The sequence below is a fragment of the Dyadobacter ginsengisoli DSM 21015 genome, assembly GCF_059568735.1.
In genome coordinates this window covers 34,818-55,772 of record NZ_JCANTY010000008.1, presented here as the reverse complement: position 1 = coordinate 55,772, position 20,955 = coordinate 34,818, and the positions used below count along the sequence as shown (strand labels likewise).

The following is a 20,955-nucleotide window of genomic DNA, read 5'->3' as shown; positions in this document are numbered from 1 at the left end:
CGGTTTAGGATATTGCGGGTCGTTCCGCGTACCTGTCCTATTTCAATAAAGTATCAATCTTTCCCTGAATCGACTTTAGCTGGCTTTCCATTTCATCCGGCGATATGTTATCACCGAAAATTGAGTTGGCAACGGCATTTAGGTTACCAACTTTCTTCATTTTATTCAAAGCCAATCGAACAGTATTGTTTGTGATTTGTAGCTGTGTTGCTATTTCCGCTATAACCGGCTCTGTCTTGATACTGGATAGCTGATCAAAAATCGTTGCAGTAATCCAATCCTTCCCGGGATTGAATTGAATGCTCGATTCCTGTTTTCCAATGTCAATGTGAACATATGCATCTAACTGGCTTTGTTTTGATGTTTTCTTTTCGGGCCGACTGCTGCGTTTTACCGACGACGGGTCATAAGTCGTCCAAATGCTTTCCGCATGCATTGTTCTAAAAACTTTCTCCGCAACACTACCCTTCTTGATCAGTCCTTCATCTTGCGACGATTGTTTCAAAAAAATACTCATGCCTGCCGACACCATACAGGGGGCTGACAAACTTTGTTTCGGCAGGGGTTTATTGAAATGAACCGCTGCGAGTAAACGTAGGGCGGCCAGATCGGGGGCATCTTTATCGTTGAGTATGAAGTTTTCCAGGTTGGAAAGGATCGTGTCAAATAATCTGTCATCTTTGGAGTCGTTTGACATCAAATACATATAACAGGAAATAATACCAAGCATTGGATTTTGCCATTTCCCGATTGCAGCAGCTTCCCTAAGGCTTTCAGGCAAAATATAAATCCCATTGTACATCTTCTGAATCATCGCATCCAGTTGCAGGTTCTCAGGGCTTTGCGAGGAAAAGCCTTGCTTTTCTATTGATATTCTGGCTGTCGAGAATGATGGGGTCTCCCTGATCATCATGAACAACTGAGTTTGCCAGTTTTCAAAAACATATAACGGAATCTCCCAGCTTAACTCCTTAGTCTTGTATTGAAGATAGTATTGACCCGGGGGTACTTTTTCGTGAAATGCAATGCTTCCATAAAATTCCGAATGCTCTCCCGACTCTGATTTGACATTACTTTTTTTAAGTGAAAAGACAACTTGCCTATATTCATTCAGTATTACAAATCCTTTTTCCGGTGCCTTTATATTTTCAAACGGAATGTTCTTATCCGAATATCGAAGAAAAATAAAAATTGAATTACCACTGACAAATTGACCGGTTTCCGTCGATTTTCTGCTCCATTCCATCGATGGTCCCGAAAAATATTCATGTGTCGACGTAATTCCGACCAAAGGAGTTGCAGACGCGGTGTTGATTGTTTCCAGTCGGTCTGCTATATCCTCCGTAACCCGATAATTCCGGTCCTCAACATGTTCATTCATTTCAACCCGGAGCTGGTAAATACCTTTTGGTACTTGTAAATTCATATTCCCGTAGCCCTGGCTCACGATTTCATTATAACCATTGAAAAGCTTCAAATGTGTAAATGTCGAAAGCGTTGAATCGGCAACTTCAAATGAAAAATTGAATAGTTTCGATTTTTCCGTGTTAGTTTCATTATTCATATTCGAAAACGGTTTGAACGCCATCTATCAATATTTGTTGACCAACATTCTCATTTTCACTTCTCAGCGTATGTACACCTCTGTGTAATGGCAGTCTCCATTCACCCTCCGAAGAATTGCCTTCTTTAATAATCTCCAATTCCGGGTCTTCCAGTATTACCTGATGACCTCCCTTCTTAAAGCGAATAATTGTTTCAACCACTTTCTCAAAGGGCCCGAGAATATTCTTTTCACTATCCTTTGTGGACACTACCGACCTTGGTATTTGTGTTTTTCCTTTTGAAGTAGCCAGCTCCGGTAGTTTCTTATCGACGTAAGATACCAGGTCACGAATTCTTAAGTTCCCGTTCTTGTCAGCAGCTGCACCCTTTAATCCCCGCAACAGAACCTCCGTAAAAAGCCCGCGTGGCAATAAATTATCCAGTGTACCTTCCTTCCTCGCCAGTTCGACTTCATAGGCGGGATTATCAAATTCAGATGCATAATAAATCAGGTAATTGGAACTTGCAGCCGAGGGAAGCGCAGCCGACCAGTAAGGGCCCTGCCCCTGGACACCGGAAATTCTGTTTCGGCAACAGTCCATAAAAAATAGTATTTCCTCAAAAGCACCTTTCTTTACGAGTTCGAGTATGTATTTTTCTGAGGATAGCGCATATTGCCGATATGAAAATGTCCATTTTGGCAAAAGCATAGCCGAATTCATTTGCGTATCGCCTATGCCGTGGCCTGAGAAATAAAAATACAGTCTCCTCCCGCTATTGGCTTCCGCTAAAAGTTTATTCATAACGGTGTCCATCCAGTCGTCTACATCATCCTTTACGGGTGTGTATTGCGGCGTCGATAACAAAAGCAAAATGTTGGGACTCGGACTCACATTCGACTCTGCACCTGACCAGGCACCGTTATCCGGAAGCCCTCCGCCGGCGGGATCAATAAGCCAATGCACAAAATCCCGGGTATCTCTATGGGGACCACCCAGGGGTTGAAGAACATCCTTATAATGTTCAACCCCAATTACAACTGCAAAATCCCGATCCTGCGGCATAGTGTTATTATTTAAGCAGATGGAAAATACTATCAAGTGTTGGTTCGTCCTGGTTATCGAAGCCTCCATGGCTCACAGAGGCAGAGCGCATCCCTTCCAGGGAATTGTTATCCGTGACCGAATAAATAATCCTGTCATTCATTACCAAATACCCATTTATTTTATTCAGTACCTGCTCCCCATCATAAGGTTTGTTTCCAATAATCTGTCGTTGAAGGCCCAAAATGAAAGCGTCAACGGAGTCAGATTCCAAAACACCTGAAATGAAATACAAAAGAGAGCGCGGGTAGAGTACCGAAACCAAATGATCTTTCTGCTCATAGGAGTCAAGCATGGTGAAAATCCTCAGCTTTTGAAACAATTCCTGATGGCTTAAAATAGTGTCGGCAAACAACTCACAACGGCACGCGGGCGCCATAAACAATATATTTCTGAATTTCAGCCCAATACCTCTCTTTGCAACTGCGTCTATCAACTCACAGGTTGCTATGGAACCCGCTGAATGGCCAACTATATCGATGGTCAGTTCACCGGCTGCTTCCTGATACTCAATCAATTTTTTAATCAGGTAAGTGCCTGCATGCCAGTCTTGGGAAGCACCTGTAAAATCGTCTTCCTTCCACATATTCTTTGCTTTCGTCTTCATACTTCCCCAAACCCAAGCGCCAATATCTGCTACGTAAATTTTTCGGAGTATTTCTTCGATGATCGTAGGGTAAAAACCATGGTCACGCTTCTGCATATGTCGTTTGATGATTGCAACCGTTATCTTTACGGCCACAACGAGAAGCTTTCCATAAGTCAGGATCCCTTTTTCCCCATCCTGCGGGGTATCTGCAATGCTGTTTTTCATGAGCCTTGCCTCATCGGGATATTTTTGTTGTGAGGCCAGGGCTACTAGCTGAGGATCATTGGTGATCTCCTCTTCCACAGCCAGCTCGACTTCTGGTTTGACGGTAAACTCGTAATAAAGTTCGTCTTTGATCTTCTCAGGTGCGACCTTCAGGCTGGCCGATCGTTTCCCCTCATTTACAACAGTTTTCTCAAAAGGAGCCTCCTTTTCCAGTTGCACTTTTATTTCGGCATCGCTCATGCTTCCTACCCCTTTGCTTCCACCCAGTACATTATCCAGGTCGATTCCAAGCTGCTTGCCCGCGACCTTTATAATCTTGACCAAAAGCTTTTTAAAAAAATCCGACTTTTTGATTGTGTCCAGATTTTGAAACAGGGTCTCATTCAATCCTGTCTCCCAAACAAAACAAATTGGGTGTGATGTGGAGCGCTCTGCCGCATATTTTACGATCCGGGTCGCGGTCTCCATTCCGTTAGATGCATTTACAAGTCCTCCGTGAAAATACAATAGGATCCGTTTTTGATTTTCCTCACTGAGCTTCTGGATCATTTTATCAACATCCTCCGGCGTTGTGTCGAAAACAGAGTTTCCTGATGGGCGGAAAGTTCCATTTTTCCCGACATTTATATAATAAAGTTTATCCAATTCTGGCATATCAGTCTGATTTAGCATTTGTTAATACCAATAATGATGGCTTTTACGAAGCAACCAATTTGCTGTGGCCCCTGACTTATCAATGATCTTCCATTTCCACCACAAGTCTATCCATGACCAGTAATGGCAATCCATGCCTTACATTAAACACATCGCTCCAATATCCTATTCTCCACGCTCCAAACAGCGAACGGGATAGCATATACGCTAATCATAGCAAATCAAATCAGCTCTCCTCAGCGATCTATTTATCTTTGAATTTTGCTTATTCTGTCATTGCAATGAACCGACATATGTGGTAAGTAAGAGCATTTACGCTTCATTACTCCGTCGTTATGGTAGTTATTGAACAGCATCAACCTTGCAAATAAATACATGCTTTGGATCCCGATCAGGGCTAGCTTACCTGCCCGAAATAGCATGAAGCATCAATTACAAGACAATTATGATTGTGAAGACATCGAAATGGGTACGTAGTACCAGTCGGTTGAGCATTTTTCATATTTATGAGAAGAGTTTTATGTAGAAACCTAAGAAATTCAAATTCAGCTTAATTTGGGCAAAAAATATCACTTCACACAACGGCAACTTACATAGTTAATACAAACTTATTATTCGGTATTAATTATTATCAAAAACTCATTAAGTATCCGAAAGTAAATAAGTTATCATTCCATATTGCGTGTTGTTCGATTCGTGAAAATACCGTCCATCCAGTCCATTATATTGTGGAACAACTGCTGATACATTACGAATTATATATTGTTCCAAAATCGATTTGAGTGGCTTTATATATTGCCGAAAGTATTTCCGCTGATCCGTTTTTTGACGTTCTGATTCAGTCTTTTGAATATTACATCTTGTCTGACTTTCGTTCTTTAAGGTTATCTGAGCGAAGAATTTAATTCAGTTGTGATGTGCATTACGGGCCATCATTCATTTCCGGTTAAATTGTCCGGACAAAACTTGCCCGGACATGCATACTTTGGTTAGGTTATGTTATGCAAAAACAAATTTAATTCACTTTGGTAACCGACCAGTTGATACCGGTACCGCCCCCTGAGCCCAGGTTCAGGGCTACCGTATATCCGCCTGCGTCATAGAAAAGTTGCAATTGATCTCCCGCATTGAGTGCCACAGTGCCGTCAATGGGTACGGTGCCAGTGTTGATCAATGCCCGCAATGTGAGCACAAGTATTACGTTGACGTTCAGGATGGGAAACACGCCGCGGAGAACCTCTGCGGATCCAACCACTTTGCGGATCTGCATGCTGGGGTTAACACCTGCGCCAATCGAAATACTGATCGCCGACAAGTGGGCGTAATTGACCGAAGCGGAAATTTTATAAATACCGGTGGCGGGAACTGTATACGTTCCGGTAGGCACATCAAATCCACCCGTTGAATACACCTGGGTCCATCCGGCAGTCACAGGCCCTGACGCAGACTGCGTACCTCCTGTGCTGGTGGCGGCAAAGCCGACTGTGGAGGTATCTCCAACCCGTTTCCAGGTCGAACCATCGAAATAGTAAAATCCAGGCGTGTTATTGGTTTGGTAGATTACAAGGCCTGTGGCGGGAGTAACAATGGCGTCACGCCCGGCCATGTCCATTCTCGGGATCAACAGTCCCTTGTCGGTGGCTGTAACATCGAGCTGTGCGCTGGGGTCAGGGGTGATCGTACCTACCCCCACCTGAGCGAGAATCCTGTTTCCTGTAAAAAGACAAAGAGCCAGCAAAGCGAACGTAAAAAGGTGTTTCATAGCAAGGTTTGATATTTAGGGTTAAAGAATAATCGATGGCAAAGCACTTTACAAAGCAGCACCAGGTTGCTTTCGGTCGCTCCTGCCCTGCTCCAATCGTCCGCCACGGTTACATTGCCGGCAACGGAGATACGGTCAGGAAGAACTCCAAAGCATGGATCTGCGGTTAAAAACCAATTGAACACAACGAGCACCATCCTGTCGTGTTGCAGGTCGGCTGGTACTAATCGCAAAGCTGGCGTGGGTTAACCCGGTAAAGGGTCTTCTAATTAGTAGAAATAATTTTACAAAAAAAACAATTGATCTTAATAAAGTCAAAATAATTATTCGAATAATCATTTCAAGTAAAATTGGCGGTTATCCCGGATGCCTCTGGTACCCCATGGCGTAAACAATGCCGGTCGTGGAATGTACTGTTTTGTTGCCGCCTAAGCCGGGGATGTTCTACTTGCATCTCCGTTATGCTGTCTTCCAAAATGCAACACCAGGAGTTCAAACCTCCCGAAGCGCTACGGGATGCCATCAAATGTTTTTGGCCCGACAAAAGAGACTTTGAAGAACTGCCAGCGAGTTTTGAAGTAGTACCGGACGGCTCGCTGAAATCATTTTTCATTTCGGAAGCCCTGCGGCATTTCTGAAAATGGAAACCTGCATTCCCTACCATCGCCGTTTCTCGTGGGGCTGCTCGATCAACCTGTTCATTTATACAAGAAAACCCCCTTGGAAACCATTGGTATCAGGTGCTGTCCCTGGCAACCACTTGAACCGACGGCGCCCGTCAAACTACAACCTATCGTAAGGGACGGAGTTTCTTAGCAGGGGGATTACATCAGTTGGATCATTCTCAGCGCAAACATAGAGATGCATCCTCCACAGCGTATCGGCAAAGGTCCTTTACGAATGCATTTTGTTTGAAATTCTTAAAAGATGGTTTGAAATTTTTTACTATGCGTCAGTCGCCAGTGTGATCTTTGTACATTCACCACTAATTCAGCATACCAAACATTTCAAGTTATGGAAATTACGAGAGCAGGCAGCAAACCCTCCGGCAAAGGCCCGGAAGATTGGTTTAGCGGATCCGTGCGGATCGATCCGCTGTTTGATGCCAATAATACCCGGCGTGCCGTGGCAGCCCTGGTCACTTTCGAACCCGGCGCAAGAACAGCCTGGCACACGCACCCGCTCGGGCAAACGCTGATCGTTACAGCGGGCAGTGGCTGGGTACAGCGTGAAGGTGGACCCGTGGAGAAGATCTTCCCCGGCGACGTCGTCTGGTTCGAACCCAATGAAAAACACTGGCATGGTGCCACCGCCACAACCGGAATGAGCCATATCGCCATTCAGGAAAATCTGGACGGAAAAGTGGTGGACTGGATGGAAAAGGTCACAAAAGAGCAATATCAGATATAACCTAACGGCATTTTCGAATGAAGATCTTTCTCATAAGCTTGTTTGTGCTGGTTGGCGCTACGATCCAATCGGCATTGGGCCAACACAAGGAATGGATGATTCGCATGGCAAAAATCGAGGTTGACAGCGCGTATCTGGACCAGTACAACGCCGCTATCCGCGAGCATACCCAGGCGGCTATCGCTTCGGAACCCGGGGTATTGACCTTGTACGCGGTGTATGACAAGGAACACCCGACCCGCGTCACGGTTTTTGAAATCTACGCAAGCAAGGACGCCTACCAAGCCCATTTGAAAACCCCTCATTTTCAAAAGTACAAGACCGGCACGCTCAAAATGATAAAATCATTACAGCTTATCGACGTAGACCCGATCGCATTGGGGGCTAAGCCGAACATTTTGGAAAAAAGATAGTGGATTTGATTTTGAGTTGGCCGCAGGTTTCAGCTCACAGGAATGCCATAAAAAAAAGGTGTCATTTCTGACACCTTTTTTCTTTCAAGAGCCCCCAGTCGGGATCGAACCAACGACCTACTGATTACAAGTCAGTTGCTCTACCAGCTGAGCTATGGAGGCCTTTTTCTTTGTGATACCGTTTGTTATTCCGTTATCATGGTGCAAAAGTAGTCGAGCGGGATATACGATGCAACCTTTTCAAAGTAAATTTTTCAAACTTTTTTTCAGGTTTTATATAGCTTCCTGAATAATAGTCAGTTGGTGTTTCAACTCATCCAGCTGGCTTAATGCATTGTTGATCTTTCTTTCGAACTCGGCTTTCAAACGATCGGAAGTTTTCGATTTCGCAAAGAATTCAATGTTGTTTTGCCAGAGCGAAATGTCGTTTTCCAGTTGCGTAATCTTCCGCCTGATGTCGTTTTCTTTGCGGTACAGGTTGCGGCTGCTTTCGCCGTCACGTACCAGTTCGACTTCACTTTCCAGCACAGCCTGCTCCTTCTCTTTGGTGGAGAGCTGCCCGATCGCGCTGACATAGGTGTTAATTGCCGCAATATAGCGCTTCTGGATGGCTTGCATGTCCTTCTTGGGGACAAAGCCTATCGAAGACCATTCCGACTTAAATGCGCTCAGTAAATTGAGCGAAGATTCGTCCTTGTCCTTGGCTGCCGCTTCGATTCTCTCGATCAGATCTGTTTTCAGTTTCAGATTGTTCTCGAATTCCTCTTCCACTTCGCGGTTTTTCGCACGTTTCTGGTCGAAATAAGAATCGCAGGCTTTTTTGAAGCGGTCGTAGATCGTGTCTTTGAATTTCTCCGGAACCTGGCCAATGCCTTTCCATTTCTTCTGGAGTTCGATTATCTTCTGCGTGGTAGCAGGGTTATCTTCTCCTGTTGCCAGCAGCGTTTCTGCCTCATCGCACAGCTGGTTTTTCAGTTCGAGGTTCTGCTCCCGCTTCGATTCTAACTGGCGGAAAAACTCCCCCTTGTTATTGAAGAACGTTTTCAGTGCAGCCCAGAATTTCTTGCTCAGCTCTTTTCCTTCTTCACGAGGCATAATGCCTTTCAGCGCAACCCATTGGTCCTGGAACGCCATGATGTCTTTCGTTTTGGCATTCCATTCCTTGATGCTTCCCGAGTTGTATGACGTGAAAGGAACAATGGCTTCGTAAATCTTCACTTTCTGCTCATAATTCTCCTGCATCGACTTCTTTTGCTCGGCAAACTGTCCGCGTTGCGCGTCATACAGCACATCCAGCGCCTCTTTGAAACGCTGCCAGAGTTTTTCCTGGTCCTCTTTCGGTGCTGGCCCCAGGTGTTTGTACTCTTCAAAAATATGGTTGGCTTCGTTCAGGATTTCGCGGGACATCGGCCGCCCTTCCAGTGATTTGCCCAGTTCTTCGACTTTGTCGCACAGCTCGCCTTTCAAATCAGCATTCCGGCGTCTGTCCAGCTCTTTCAGCTCGAAATAAATGTTGCGATTGCTGAAATAGCGATCAATCAATGCATTGTAAGTCGCCCACAGCGTACCGTTATGCGGCGAAGCGATATTACCGGCCTGCTTCCATTCGTCCTGGATCTTCTTGAATTCCTCCCAGCTCGACTTAATTCCCGAAGCGTCGGTTTCCCGGTGGCCCTCCTCTTCCAGCAAAACCCGAAGACGTTGCAAAAGAGCCGTTTTTACATTGAAATTCTTCTCCTTCTCTTTCTCCTGGCTTTGGTAGAAAGCATTTTTCACGCCACGGATTTCACGGCTCAAAGAGTCGATTTTCTGGGTTTCGGCATCATATTTGTACTCGAAGCCCTCTTCACCGCCGGTATCGGCCACAAATGCCTTCAATGCGGCTTCACGTTCCTTGTGTTTAATCTGGTCCAAAACCGTACGGATCTCCCTGGCCACAGTTTCCGCCTTTTTTAGCTGAGCAGGTGTTGCACCCTCTCCACGGACGGCCGCCAGTTCATTCTCCAATAAATTAACCAGCTGTTCTTTAGACAATTGGCTATAATCCACATCTGGCGTTTCCTCCTCATGCTCCTCCGTCAACTCATTGTTAAGATCAATTTCAAGGGTATCAATCGTTTTTGGTGCCAGGTCGTCCTGCTCTTCGCTCTTGACCCCTTCTTGTTGTTCTTGTGCCATCGTGATGCTTGTTTCGTACGTACGGTCTCTTATAGATTACAAATCTAATAATCTTTCCTCTGAAATGGCTACTTTTGGCATCCTAACATTGAACATATTAGTATCAAATGGACCATAGTATTGCAAATATCCGGCACGATTACGACCTCAAAGGACTTCTGGAGTCTGACCTCGATCCTGATCCGCTGAAACAGTTCAGGTTATGGTTTGATGAAGTGATAAATGCAGGGATCACCGAAGCCAATGCGATGCTGCTCAGCACGGTTTCAAACGGACGTCCGTCGGGCCGGATCGTACTGCTGAAAGACCTCAACGAAAGCGGCTTTTCCTTCTTCACCAACTACGACAGTAAAAAAGGCCGGGAAATGGACGATAACCCGCAGGTGGCATTAACCTTTTTCTGGAAAGAGCTCGAAAGACAAGTAAGAATAGAAGGGCGCATCATAAAGACTTCAGAGGCTGAATCCAGCGAGTATTTCGCCGTGCGCCCCAGAGGAAGCCAGATTGGCGCGTGGGTATCCGCGCAAAGTGAAGTGATCCCCGGCCGGGCATTTCTGGAAGAAAAGACAAAGGTTTTAACAGCCCGTTTTGAAGGTCAGCCGGTGCCGAGACCAGCCCGCTGGGGCGGCTACCGGGTTATTCCCGATTATGTGGAGTTCTGGCAGGGGCGCCCCAGCCGCCTGCACGACCGGTTAGCTTATACGAAAGAGGCGGAAGGTGATTGGAAAATAGAAAGACTTTCGCCCTGACAGGGTTTAAAAAGTAAAAGCCCTTCGAAGTTCGAAGGGCTTTTACTTTACCGGAACTCCGGCTTATTTTCTTTCGCTCATCGGAACAAAATCTCTTTTCGGTGCGCCGGTGTAGATCTGACGCGGACGGCCGATCGGCTCCTTGTTAGCCCTCATTTCCTTCCATTGTGCAATCCATCCGGGAAGACGGCCAATCGCGAACATGACCGTAAACATGTTAGTAGGAATACCCAATGCCCGGTAGATGATACCTGAGTAGAAATCCACGTTCGGGTAAAGCTTGCGTTGTACGAAGTAATCATCTTCCAAAGCCGCTTTTTCCAGTTTTTGTGCAATTTCCAAAACAGGGTCGTTGATACCCAGCTTGTTCAACACGTCGTCCGCTGCTTTTTTGATGATACGGGCACGCGGGTCGAAGTTTTTATAAACACGGTGACCGAAGCCAAACAGGCGGAATCCGCTGCTCTTGTCTTTGGCCATGTTGATGTATTTCTGTGTGTCGCCTCCATCCGCTTTGATGGCTTCAAGCATTTCGATCACTTCCTGGTTGGCCCCGCCGTGAAGTGGCCCCCACAAAGCACTGATACCGGATGAGATGGATGAGAAAATGTTCGCATGCGATGAACCTACCAATCTCACGGTCGAGGTAGAGCAATTTTGCTCGTGGTCTGCGTGCAGGATCAACAGCTTGTTCAATGCAGCCGAAACCACCGGGTCAACATTGTATTTGGCAACCGGCAGCGAGAACATCATATTCAGGAAATTCGAGCAATAGTCAAGGTCATTCTGCGGGTAATTGACCGGGTGGCCCTGAGATTTCTTATATGACCAGGTTGCTATCGTAGGCAATTTGGCCAGCAAGCGGATAATGTGCAGCTGGGTTACCTCTTCGTCGTTCTGTCCGTTGGCATCAGGATAGAATGCACTCATGGCACTCACCAGTGACGATAACACGCCCATGGGGTGCGCATTAACGGGGAAGCCTTCAAAAATCTTGCGCATATCTTCGTTGACGAGCGTATGCGTACGTATTTCATGCTCAAACTCAGCAAATTGCTTTTCGGTAGGAAGTTCTCCGTAAATCAGAAGGTAAGCTACTTCAAGGAAAGAAGATTTTTCGGCCAGATCCTCTATCGAGTAGCCTCTGTAATTCAACACACCTTCTTCACCATCCAGAAAAGTGATGGCGCTTTTCGTAGCACCGGTATTTTTGTAACCTGCATCAATCGTAATATACCCTGTCTGGTCGCGTAACTTGGCAATATCTATCGCTTTTTCCTGTTCACTGCCTTCTATTATGGGGAACTCGTACTTTTTACCTTCAAGGGTCAATTCAGCTATTTGGGACATAGAAATAAGAATAAAATTAAAAAGGTTAATGACAAGGCAGAGCCAATCGGGGTCAATTCAAGCCAAAGTTTTTCGTTAACAGCGATTTACTTGCCCAACAAATTAATTTTGTGTTAAATGGCCCCGGGATTAACCATTTCCCGGTCCGACACAAGCCGCAATATCCTAAAAAACTGTGTACTTTCTATTATTATCCGTGGTTTATTTGTGAAAAATCAAGACGGAAACAATAATATTTCACAATTTGAAGTATTTATGATAATATTCTACTGCCTAGTGGCAAATACGCCATTGTTAGCACTGCAAACGGCCGTCTAGTACTCCTGAAAACCGCTTTTTTCGTTTGTTAACGCATCATTAACCGGTTCTTTTACCAATATCCTCTTGATGAGGTATCTCAGGTTGAGCCCGGTCAGGATCACCGGCAACAGGTGTGCGCCATATATGAATGCCTTTCCCGTGATCCTGTATGAAAATGAGGAGAAGGTGATAAAGACATACATGAACCACACTACCGCTATGCCTGTCAGTACCAGGTAGGTTACAATGGCGGTGCGTTTCCCGCCAAACCTGTAAACCACTTCACATATCGCCAGCGACACGCCTACCACAAGCATCACCGTGAGCAGCGCTCGTGGGAAGTTTCGGATGTAATGGTGCCTGTATACCAGCACGCCTATTTTTCCGATCAGGTTGGGATGCGCCAAAAGATATGCATCCGTTACACTCAGTACCAGCAGCGCCAGCAGGCTGCTCAATTTCCTATTCATTTACTTCAATGACGTTATTTCGATAATCTTACACCTACCTATTACCCGGAAGGCCGCTTTTAAATTCCCCGTAATGCTCAATAATAAACCGGATCTTTTCCTCCTCGGGCCATCCATCCGGTATCCAGTTGATTTTCAACCCATCTTTCTCCATTTTCCTGAAAAAAGTCATCTGTCTTTTGGCAAACCGGTGTATTTCCGTTTCCAGTTTCTGATGCATTTCTTCGTAGCTCATCAGTCCGGTCAGGAACAGCGTTACATATTTGTATTCCAGTCCGTAGTAAATTAACGAATCGGGGCTAAGTCCCTGATCCAGCAGTCCTTGCACTTCTGTGATTAAACCTTGCTTCAACCGGGCCGACAACCTGCTGCTGATCCGGCCACGCCTGGCCTCCACCGAGGGAGACAAACCGAATATGTCCGCCTCGTATACAGCAGTTCCATCCCCGAAATCAACTTTCGCATCCGGATTCTCATTCAGAAATCGGGCTATCTCCAGAGCCCGGATCAGCCGCTTCCTCGTAGACGTGTCTGCCAGCCGGTGATACTGTGAATCCGAGCTTCTGAATTGTTTCATTAAATCTTCGGTGGAACGCGCATCGAATTCCTCGCGTAACTCCGGACGAACCGGCACGGTGTCCTGGGCATGCCCTTTCAGCAATGCATATATATAGAACCCCGTTCCGCCGCAGACAACCGGACAGCGGTCCCGGCAGACGATATCGGCATAGGCATTGGCAAAATCAGCTTGGAATTCATTCACATTGTATTGAGCCCCCGCCTCTCGAATGTTAATGAGATGATAAGGGACCGCATTGCCGTCCACGGTATACTCGTCCAGGTCCTTTCCCGTACCAATGTCCATCTGACGGTAAACCTGTCGCGAATCGGCACTAAGGATCTCGCCCCTCAACGCATTAGCTACCCTTGTTGCGAGGTGCGTCTTGCCGGAAGCGGTAGGCCCCAAAATGATGAGTAAGGGTATTTTAGTCCGCATCGGAAGAGGTATTGATCGTTAATACATATTTGATACTGCCCAGATTATACACCGTTAGATAATCGACCGATGGTTGAATGCTTTCGGTCTCGCTTACTTTCGGTACCTCCTTGACGCGAAGCATATTACCAGTGTCGAGCAATGCTTCTCTGGGCGCCATTGCACCGCGCTTTTCAAAACCCAGCTTTACATAGCTTCGTCCATCCGACCACTCGATATCCGCATAAGTCATAATATCATCGGGCTCTTTCTCACGCATGAATGCACGAAGCAATTTGTCCAGTGCCCCTACGACGTTGGTATTCAAAAGACTGGCAAACCGGATGAGTTCGTGGGAGCGGAAAGGGGTTCCTTTCTGCTCAAAAATCCGGGCGTGACTGAATGTGGCAACTGCTACCAGTAATTCTTCCCTACTGTGATCGGATACAAAGTTATCCGGCAGCACCCGATAATATCTTTGCGGAAGAAACAACCCGTAACGAAATTTCGACGTCGTGGGCCCGTTCAGATGGTTCTCTGCCAGAAAACCGGTAGCAAGCGCATTCTCAATCCTGCGCACCTGCGTCAGGCGCGCCGGAATTTTGGCCGAAATACCTAGCATTGCCGCCAGACGCGACTTAACTATGTTGTTTTTGGAAATCCAGAAATCCTCCCAGATCACGATCACCGGCCTGCCCTTCCCGCGCCGCGCAGAAATGTTCTCTGCCAGTACTTCCGGAAGATATGCACATGACAAACCCTTGCAGGCAGCAAGTTCAACAGGCAGGATCTCCATTTTCACAGAACCTTCCTTAACTACTTCAATAAACGGCAGCGGAAGATCGGAGCTATACCCCACCCTGCCCTGGAACCCCATGGAAAAGAGCCAGTCGCAGATCTGTCCGGATAAAGGAAATGTATTTGTCAACTTGAATGCAAATGGATTAAACGGGGCAAGTTAACGCCGGAAGTCCTCACAACAAAAAAACGCGTCTCTCGACGCGTTTTGGGGTAAGTTGATATCAGCTAGCTGCTACTTGCCGCCCAACCCGAAAATGACACCCACATTTACACCACCGAACTTGGAGGTCGACTCAAAATCGATGTTGTTGGGAGAACCTGTTTCAGAGCTGTGGTTTTTGTTACCGAATACAAAATGATAGATGCCTTCCACCTGTATACCGAGGTTTCCGAATGCAAATACCACACCAGCGCGGGGCGCCGCACCGAAGTTACTGTGCTTAGACGATTCCAGCACGGTTTCGCCGTTCCATTTTGCTTTGTACTTGGAAAAATAAACCCCCGCGTCACCACCTATGTACGGACGGATCACGCCTGTTGTAAAAAAGTAATCGAGCGTTCCGGTAACGGGCGTAAGTGTTCCGGTTGTACTCAGGTTCTGTCCGGCAACGCGATAATCGCTTCCATCGGCGTAGATCTTACCGGCTACCCCTATTGCAAACTGGGGAGCGGCGAACACCCGCAGGTTCACACCCCCACCTGCTACGGTTTTTGAATCCTCTACATTGGATTTTGCAATGCCTCCCTGCAGTCCGAGAGAGAACTGTGCGTAACTTGCCGAGGTCGCGGTAACAATCATGGCGATAACCGCCATAGATAGGATCAATTTCTTTTTCATGTCTGATACTGATTTGGTTAATAGTTTGCGGCTATGCTTCCAATATCAGTCCAACAGGCACAAATGCTTCCGCTGCGGTTTTAGCTAATTGTCATACAATCAATTACGAAGACAATTTGCACGAATCCGACCGCCGTCAGGAAGCCTGTTCCTGGGCAAAATATTCCTCATCCTGATGGGCTGCCTCCCATCCGATCAATGCCTTTTTGCGTAAAGCCCCCCAGCGATATTCACCCAAAACACCTTCTTTCCGTATTACCCGGTGACATGGGATGATGTAGGCAATGGGATTGTCTCCGACTGCCGTACCCACGGCGCGCACCGCATTCGGATTGCCGATGCTCTGCGCGATTTGCCGGTAGGTCGTAACAGCACCCTTGGGTATTTTAAGTAATGCTTCCCAAACTTTGAGCTGGAAATTGGTCCCCTGGACCAGCAGCGGAAGTTTCTCAAGGGAGCTTCCGGCGGGCTGAAAAATACGTTGGACAAACCCTGCCGTCAGAGGCTGATCGGGCCTGATCGTTGCGTGATGCCACTTGCGGGCGAGCTCGATCAATTGCAGGTCACGGTTGCTGTCGTCCACAAATGCCATGGCGCAAATCCCTCGTTCGGTAGCTGCCACAAAACAGTCCCCGAAAGGCGTTTCATGAAATCCATAGCTGATTGTCAACCCCTTGCCGGCACTTTTGTATTCATGTGGTGTTACCCCTTCGATAGAAATGAAATGGTCGTACACCCTGCTCTGGCTTGAAAGTCCGGCAGATTCTGCCAGTTCAGCCAGATTAGCCGAATCTTTGATTTTGTCTTTAAGATATCCGGCCGTGATGTACTGAAGGAATTTTTTAGGACTTACCCCCGCCCATTCAGAGAAAAGACGTTGAAAGTGAAACTGGCTGACGCTGACCTCATCCGCTACCTCGAATAGCGATGGCTGTTCTTTCGCATTGGCCACGATGAACTCGATGGCTTTGGCGATTTTGTCGTAATTATAAGTTTGCTGGTTCATGGGATTTTGAATTTGTCGATACAAATTTGGCAGCTCTACGCCTGGCAGCCAACCTGAAACTTGCGCAAAAACCGGAACCAGTTACTAACCCCCGCTGGCGCCATTTGTGTATTCCGGATTATATTCACATCGATTTTCAAACCGCAACATTTGACATTTCCTCACAGCCATGAAATTAGTTTTTGCAAGCCTGCTGACTCTTTTATTGACTTCCCATGCCTATTCCCAAAACTTCAAAGCCGATCTCCGAAAGCTTAGTGGTCAGATCGAGTCGGCCTATAAGAGCCGTAAACTGACCGCCGTGGAATATGGCAAACTGAAAAAGGAACAGGACATGATCCGGCTGACGATCGACAAGGCAATGGCCGACGACATCCTGACCCCGGACGAAAAGAACAAAATACATTCAAAAATAGTCCGCTCGCGGAAAAGGCTGGCGAAATACAAAACCAACCGGGAGATCTATTAAAGCGAAATGGCTCCTGCTTAGTAGCGGGAGCCATTCGGGAGGATCAGTATTCTTTTTTACCATCCTTTTTAGCCTTCTTATCAGCTCGTTTTTCTTTCAGGGACTTCGTAGCCTCCTTTTTGGTGCTCCCTTTGTCCAGATTTTTTCCTTTGGCCATGACTTTAAAAATTTTGGAGTATTAAGAATCTTTTAAATAACAGCAATACCTCGTTCGTTTGTATCCTTTTGCACCGAAATTATTGCCTTTTGGTGATCCAATCCATGATCAGATTGGACCGTGCGCCCGAATCGCCACTGCTGGGGCTCTTCGCTTCGCCCCGCAGCTCCTTCACGATGAGGTCGATCAGCGGCTGCTGAACATGCTGGGGATAAGGTATGTGAAATACTTCAATTCCTTCACTGGTTTCGACGTGAATATCGAACTTTTCAAAAAAAGAAAAGGTAATACGGCCTTTGGAACCGATAATCTGCGCTTCATCTTCCCGCTGCTCTTTATCCACGGTGTAACACCAGCTGCCCTTTCCCAGTACACCCGACACGAATTCGAAACTGGCTACCACAATGTCGTCCGCCGCATACAATCCAGCCTGGTTCCGTGCGATGCCGGTGGCATATTTGACTGGACCGAAAACAAATTCAAGAAAGTCGAACTGATGCGATGCCAGGTCATGGAAATGCCCGCCGCCGGAGATTTCGGGGTTTACACGCCAGCGCGGCTTCGGATTTTCACCCACTTCTTCATCGTAAGGTTGCCATTGCAGGCAAATGTCGACAAAGCGGATGTCGCCGATCACTTTCTTATCGATCAGTTCCTTCACTTTCAGGAAGTAATCCAATGCGCGGCGGTAGTAGGCTACGAATACGGGTACCCCTGTTCTTTTGCTTTCTGCATTAATACGGTCACATTCCGCCGCATTCCTCGCCATGGGCTTTTCGATGTACACGGGCTTACCGGCCCGCATGGCCTTGAATGCCAGGCTTTCATGCGCATCGGGCGGCGTGGCGATGTAGATCGCGTTGACATCGGGATCGTTGATCAGTTCGTCGGCATTGTCGTACCATTTAGGGACGCCATGCCTTTCGGCATAGTCTTGCGCGAGTGCGCCATCCCGGCGCATGACAGCGACGAGCGACGAATTGGGTACTTTGTTAAATGCAGGGCCACTTTTAACTTCGGTCACATTGCCGCAGCCAATAATGCCCCATTTGATCTGATCCATCGGACAGTTTTTTAGGATTTGAACTAATCAACCTGCATAATAATTATTTATAGACAGAAATCTACTTTAAAATACACGGCAACATTTCTAATGGTACCTATGGAATCACAACCCAATAACCCGCTCCACGGCAAGACCCTGGAAGCCATTTTGAACGAACTGGTGGACTACTATGGCTGGGAGCAAATGGGTTACCATGTGAATATCAACAGCTTCCAGCAAGACCCCAGCGTCAAATCGAGTCTTAAATTTTTGAGAAAAACACCATGGGCAAGAAAGAAAGTGGAAGATCTGTATTTGAAAATGCAGGAACGAAAATAAGAATAGCGGATTTAAGACTGATTATTCACCTCAACTGACAAAACATTTATGGCTTTTGTAGATTATTATCAAATACTCGGGCTGGACAAAAATGCAGACGATAAGGCCATTAAGAATGCATATCGAAAACTGGCCAGGAAATACCATCCCGACCTCAACCCGAACGATAAAGAAGCTCAGAAGAAATTTCAGGAACTGAATGAGGCCAATGAGGTATTAAGCGACCCCGAAAAACGGAAGAAATACGATAAATACGGCAAGGATTGGGAACACGGTGAGGAATTCGAACGGGCACGCCAGGCACGCAGCCAGGCCGGCGGTCAGGAAGGGCAATGGTTTTCCGGCGGTGGCGAGGGGTTCTCCGATTTTTTTGAATCGATGTTTGGTTCGTCATCTGGCTTTGGAGGCGGACGGCAGGCCCGCTTTCGTGGACAGGACTACCAGGCCGAAATCAGCCTCAGTATGCGGGATGCTTATGAAACGCATAAGCAGACATTGACCGTTAACGACAAAAACATCCGCATTACTGTTCCGGCCGGTGTCGAAAACGGCCAGACAATCAAGATTGCCGGTCATGGCGGAAAAGGCAGCAATGGCGGCCCTGACGGTGACCTGTATATTACATTTTCGGTCGGCACAGATGAGGAATTCAGGAGATCAGGCAATGACCTGCATCTGAAGGCGGATCTGGACCTTTATACCGCAGTACTTGGCGGTGAATTGGTGATCGAAACCCTGAGCGGCAAAGTAAAACTTCCCATCAAGCCTGAAACACAAAACGGCAGCGTAGTCAGATTAAAGGGTAAAGGTTTCCCCGTGTACAAGCAGGAAGGCAAGTTCGGGGACCTGTATGTTACTTTCGACATCAAGATTCCTACCAACCTGAACGAGCGTCAGAAAGAGTTGTTTACAGAACTATCTAAATCCTGAAAACGATATGGAAAATGATCAACTGGTAGCCATCGAGTCATTCTGCTCCTATTATGGTGTGGAATATTCGTTTCTGGAAACATTGCAGGACCATGACCTGATCGAGACGGTCATCGTCGGAGAAGCGAAATTTTTACATATCCCCCATCTGAACCGCATCGAACGCATGGTCCGCCTCCACCATGATCTCGCTATCAATGCGGAAGGCATCGGGGCTGTGCAGGCACTGCTGGACCGTATCGATTACCTTGAAAGAGAAATAGGCACACTTCGGAACCAACTCAGGTTTTACGAGCCCGCGCGACAATAAATCGCGCATTGCCGGATAAGCGGTTATCTTTGCACTCCCATTTAAATCCGGGGCAGGCGCCATTCATGCCTGCCCGTTATTTGCCTATGAAATTTGACGATTACGCTATTGCAGCAGAGATCAAGCGGAGCCTGGAAACAGCAGGCTTCCGAAAACCCACTGACATCCAATTCAAGGCCATTCCGGCCGTCATGAAGGGAGAAGATGTGCTGGCCATCGCTCAGACCGGTACCGGTAAAACTGCCGCATTTGCCATTCCTATTATCGATAAACTCCACAAACAGAAATCTTCCAGCCGTTCGGAAGGCATCCGGTGCGTCGTGATGGTTCCCACCCGCGAGCTGGCCATTCAGATTGCCGAGGTTTTTAACAACATTGCACGACACACCCGCGTGAAGACATTCAGCGTATTCGGTGGCGTGGAGCAAGGCCCGCAGATAGCACGCCTGGAAAAGGGGATCGACATTCTGGTGTCCACGCCCGGACGGATGTTCGACCTGGTAAGCCAGGGACACATTAAACTCGACCGCGTGGATACGCTTATTCTCGACGAAGCGGATCACATGCTAGATCTTGGATTTATCAAAGACATCCAGGACCTCATCAAGCATCTTCCGAAGAAGCGGCAAACCCTGTTTTTTTCAGCGACCATCGACGAGAAAATTAAAAAGCTAGCCTATTCACTCGTAAGAAATGCCATCCGGATCCAGATTTCGCCCAAGAACCCTGTTGCCAAAAATATCGATCACTCTGTCGCATTTGTGGCCATGGACGACAAGCGGTTCTTCCTGGAACGGGTTATCAAACAATATCCGGATAAAAAGATACTCGTGTTTGTACGCACAAAGGTACGCGCCGAGCGCGTATACAGCGCATTGGAAAGAATGGAGATCAAGAGCATCACCATTCATGGCGACAAGGAGCAAGCGGACAGGCTGATTGCTATGAATGAGTTTAAAAAGGGAACCATTAAAGTATTGATAGCTACGGACGTAAGCGCACGCGGAATCGACATTCCGAATGTGGATTACGTGATCAACTACGATTTGCCGGAGCAACCTGAAAATTATGTCCACAGGGTCGGCAGAACGGGACGCGGGACGCAGAAAGGACTCGCCGTGTCGTTCTGCAGTGAGGAAGAAAAGCCATTGCTGGAAGAAATCCAGGGCTATCTGGACAAACCCGTAGCCGTGGTGCAGATCAGCGCGACCGACTATGCACAGACACTCGATTTCACTACCGATACCACCAATGACCTGGGTGCATTGATGCGGGAAGTGGAGGCACTCGAACAACGGCGAAAGAAGAAGGGTAAAAAGTAGGACCAAAAAAAAGG

The 20,955-nt window shown here is 47.0% G+C and carries 22 protein-coding genes and 1 tRNA gene; 9 read left to right on the top strand and 14 right to left on the bottom strand.

Annotation, left to right across the window (positions count from 1 at the left end; translation table 11 throughout):
* Positions 1–37 precede the first annotated feature (37 nt).
* The 5 genes from BP71_RS27900 to BP71_RS27880 form a co-directional block, all read right to left on the bottom strand.
* Positions 38–1,246, bottom strand: coding sequence for a hypothetical protein (locus tag BP71_RS27900; RefSeq protein ID WP_496384867.1), 1,209 nt, complete (start codon positions 1,244–1,246; stop codon positions 38–40).
* 310 nt (positions 1,247–1,556) lie between these two features.
* Positions 1,557–2,609 (bottom strand): caspase family protein, encoded by a 1,053-nt coding sequence (locus tag BP71_RS27895; protein ID WP_496384866.1) that lies wholly within the window; start codon positions 2,607–2,609, stop codon positions 1,557–1,559.
* A gap of 7 nt (positions 2,610–2,616) precedes the next feature.
* Positions 2,617–4,116: a hypothetical protein gene (locus tag BP71_RS27890; protein ID WP_496384865.1), complete on the bottom strand. Its 1,500-nt coding sequence runs from the start codon at positions 4,114–4,116 to the stop codon at positions 2,617–2,619.
* A 1,015-nt stretch (positions 4,117–5,131) separates the two neighbouring features.
* Entirely contained in the window at positions 5,132–5,878 is a 747-nt protein-coding gene (locus BP71_RS27885; RefSeq protein ID WP_496384864.1) for a phage tail-like protein, read from the bottom strand.
* Positions 5,875–6,111, bottom strand: a complete 237-nt coding sequence (locus BP71_RS27880; RefSeq protein WP_496384863.1) for a hypothetical protein — start codon at positions 6,109–6,111, stop codon at positions 5,875–5,877. Before BP71_RS27880 ends, BP71_RS27885 begins: the two co-directional genes overlap by 4 nt.
* Before the next feature lie 228 nt (positions 6,112–6,339).
* Here BP71_RS27880 and BP71_RS27875 point away from each other — a divergent pair, with 228 nt between their 5' ends.
* The 3 genes from BP71_RS27875 (at position 6,340) to BP71_RS27865 (ending at position 7,701) form a co-directional block, all read left to right on the top strand.
* Positions 6,340–6,516 carry a hypothetical protein gene (locus BP71_RS27875; RefSeq protein WP_496384862.1) on the top strand — a complete coding sequence of 59 codons (177 nt, stop codon included), beginning with the start codon at positions 6,340–6,342 and terminating at the stop codon, positions 6,514–6,516.
* A gap of 376 nt (positions 6,517–6,892) precedes the next feature.
* Positions 6,893–7,288, top strand: a complete 396-nt coding sequence (locus BP71_RS27870) for a (R)-mandelonitrile lyase (RefSeq protein ID WP_496384861.1) — start codon at positions 6,893–6,895, stop codon at positions 7,286–7,288.
* A 17-nt stretch (positions 7,289–7,305) separates the two neighbouring features.
* Positions 7,306–7,701, top strand: a complete 396-nt coding sequence (locus BP71_RS27865) for a putative quinol monooxygenase (protein WP_496384860.1) — start codon at positions 7,306–7,308, stop codon at positions 7,699–7,701.
* 89 nt (positions 7,702–7,790) lie between these two features.
* On the opposite strand, the gene BP71_RS27860 is transcribed toward BP71_RS27865, so the two are convergent.
* Positions 7,791–7,863: transfer RNA gene (locus BP71_RS27860), tRNA-Thr, on the bottom strand.
* A 111-nt stretch (positions 7,864–7,974) separates the two neighbouring features.
* Positions 7,975–9,879: a DUF349 domain-containing protein gene (locus tag BP71_RS27855; RefSeq protein WP_496384859.1), complete on the bottom strand. Its 1,905-nt coding sequence runs from the start codon at positions 9,877–9,879 to the stop codon at positions 7,975–7,977.
* Positions 9,880–9,986: 107 nt separating this feature from the next.
* On the opposite strand from BP71_RS27855, the gene pdxH reads away from it, so the two are divergent.
* A complete protein-coding gene (pdxH, locus tag BP71_RS27850; RefSeq protein ID WP_496384858.1) occupies positions 9,987–10,628 on the top strand; it encodes a pyridoxamine 5'-phosphate oxidase in 642 nt (213 codons plus the stop codon).
* A gap of 63 nt (positions 10,629–10,691) precedes the next feature.
* On the opposite strand, the gene BP71_RS27845 is transcribed toward pdxH, so the two are convergent.
* From BP71_RS27845 to BP71_RS27820, 6 genes are all read right to left on the bottom strand, one after another.
* Positions 10,692–11,978, bottom strand: coding sequence for a citrate synthase (locus BP71_RS27845; protein WP_496384856.1), 1,287 nt, complete (start codon positions 11,976–11,978; stop codon positions 10,692–10,694).
* Between the two features lie 314 nt (positions 11,979–12,292).
* Positions 12,293–12,748, bottom strand: a complete 456-nt coding sequence (locus BP71_RS27840) for a hypothetical protein (RefSeq protein ID WP_496384855.1) — start codon at positions 12,746–12,748, stop codon at positions 12,293–12,295.
* A gap of 34 nt (positions 12,749–12,782) precedes the next feature.
* A complete protein-coding gene (gene miaA, locus BP71_RS27835) occupies positions 12,783–13,745 on the bottom strand; it encodes a tRNA (adenosine(37)-N6)-dimethylallyltransferase MiaA (RefSeq protein WP_496384854.1) in 963 nt (320 codons plus the stop codon).
* On the bottom strand, positions 13,735–14,652 hold the full coding sequence (locus BP71_RS27830) for a hypothetical protein (RefSeq protein ID WP_496384853.1): 918 nt from the start codon (positions 14,650–14,652) through the stop codon (positions 13,735–13,737). Before BP71_RS27830 ends, miaA begins: the two co-directional genes overlap by 11 nt.
* A 105-nt stretch (positions 14,653–14,757) precedes the next feature.
* Positions 14,758–15,363, bottom strand: a complete 606-nt coding sequence (locus BP71_RS27825) for a hypothetical protein (protein WP_496384852.1) — start codon at positions 15,361–15,363, stop codon at positions 14,758–14,760.
* Positions 15,364–15,499: 136 nt separating this feature from the next.
* On the bottom strand, positions 15,500–16,369 hold the full coding sequence (locus BP71_RS27820; RefSeq protein WP_496384850.1) for a methylated-DNA--[protein]-cysteine S-methyltransferase: 870 nt from the start codon (positions 16,367–16,369) through the stop codon (positions 15,500–15,502).
* 169 nt (positions 16,370–16,538) lie between these two features.
* Here BP71_RS27820 and BP71_RS27815 point away from each other — a divergent pair, with 169 nt between their 5' ends.
* The gene (locus tag BP71_RS27815; protein ID WP_496384849.1) at positions 16,539–16,838 is read left to right on the top strand and encodes a hypothetical protein; all 300 of its coding nucleotides are present in this window, start codon (positions 16,539–16,541) and stop codon (positions 16,836–16,838) included.
* Between the two features lie 236 nt (positions 16,839–17,074).
* Here BP71_RS27815 and BP71_RS27810 read toward each other — a convergent pair whose 3' ends face one another.
* Complete coding sequence (locus BP71_RS27810) at positions 17,075–18,058, bottom strand: Gfo/Idh/MocA family protein (protein WP_496384848.1); 984 nt, start codon at positions 18,056–18,058, stop codon at positions 17,075–17,077.
* Positions 18,059–18,157: 99 nt separating this feature from the next.
* Here BP71_RS27810 and BP71_RS27805 point away from each other — a divergent pair, with 99 nt between their 5' ends.
* From BP71_RS27805 to BP71_RS27790, 4 genes are all read left to right on the top strand, one after another.
* Positions 18,158–18,379, top strand: coding sequence for a VF530 family protein (locus tag BP71_RS27805; protein WP_496384847.1), 222 nt, complete (start codon positions 18,158–18,160; stop codon positions 18,377–18,379).
* Between the two features lie 48 nt (positions 18,380–18,427).
* Positions 18,428–19,309, top strand: a complete 882-nt coding sequence (locus BP71_RS27800; RefSeq protein ID WP_496384846.1) for a DnaJ C-terminal domain-containing protein — start codon at positions 18,428–18,430, stop codon at positions 19,307–19,309.
* 7 nt (positions 19,310–19,316) lie between these two features.
* Positions 19,317–19,619 (top strand): chaperone modulator CbpM, encoded by a 303-nt coding sequence (locus BP71_RS27795; protein ID WP_496384845.1) that lies wholly within the window; start codon positions 19,317–19,319, stop codon positions 19,617–19,619.
* 86 nt (positions 19,620–19,705) lie between these two features.
* A complete protein-coding gene (locus tag BP71_RS27790) occupies positions 19,706–20,941 on the top strand; it encodes a DEAD/DEAH box helicase (protein WP_496384844.1) in 1,236 nt (411 codons plus the stop codon).
* Positions 20,942–20,955 lie beyond the last annotated feature (14 nt).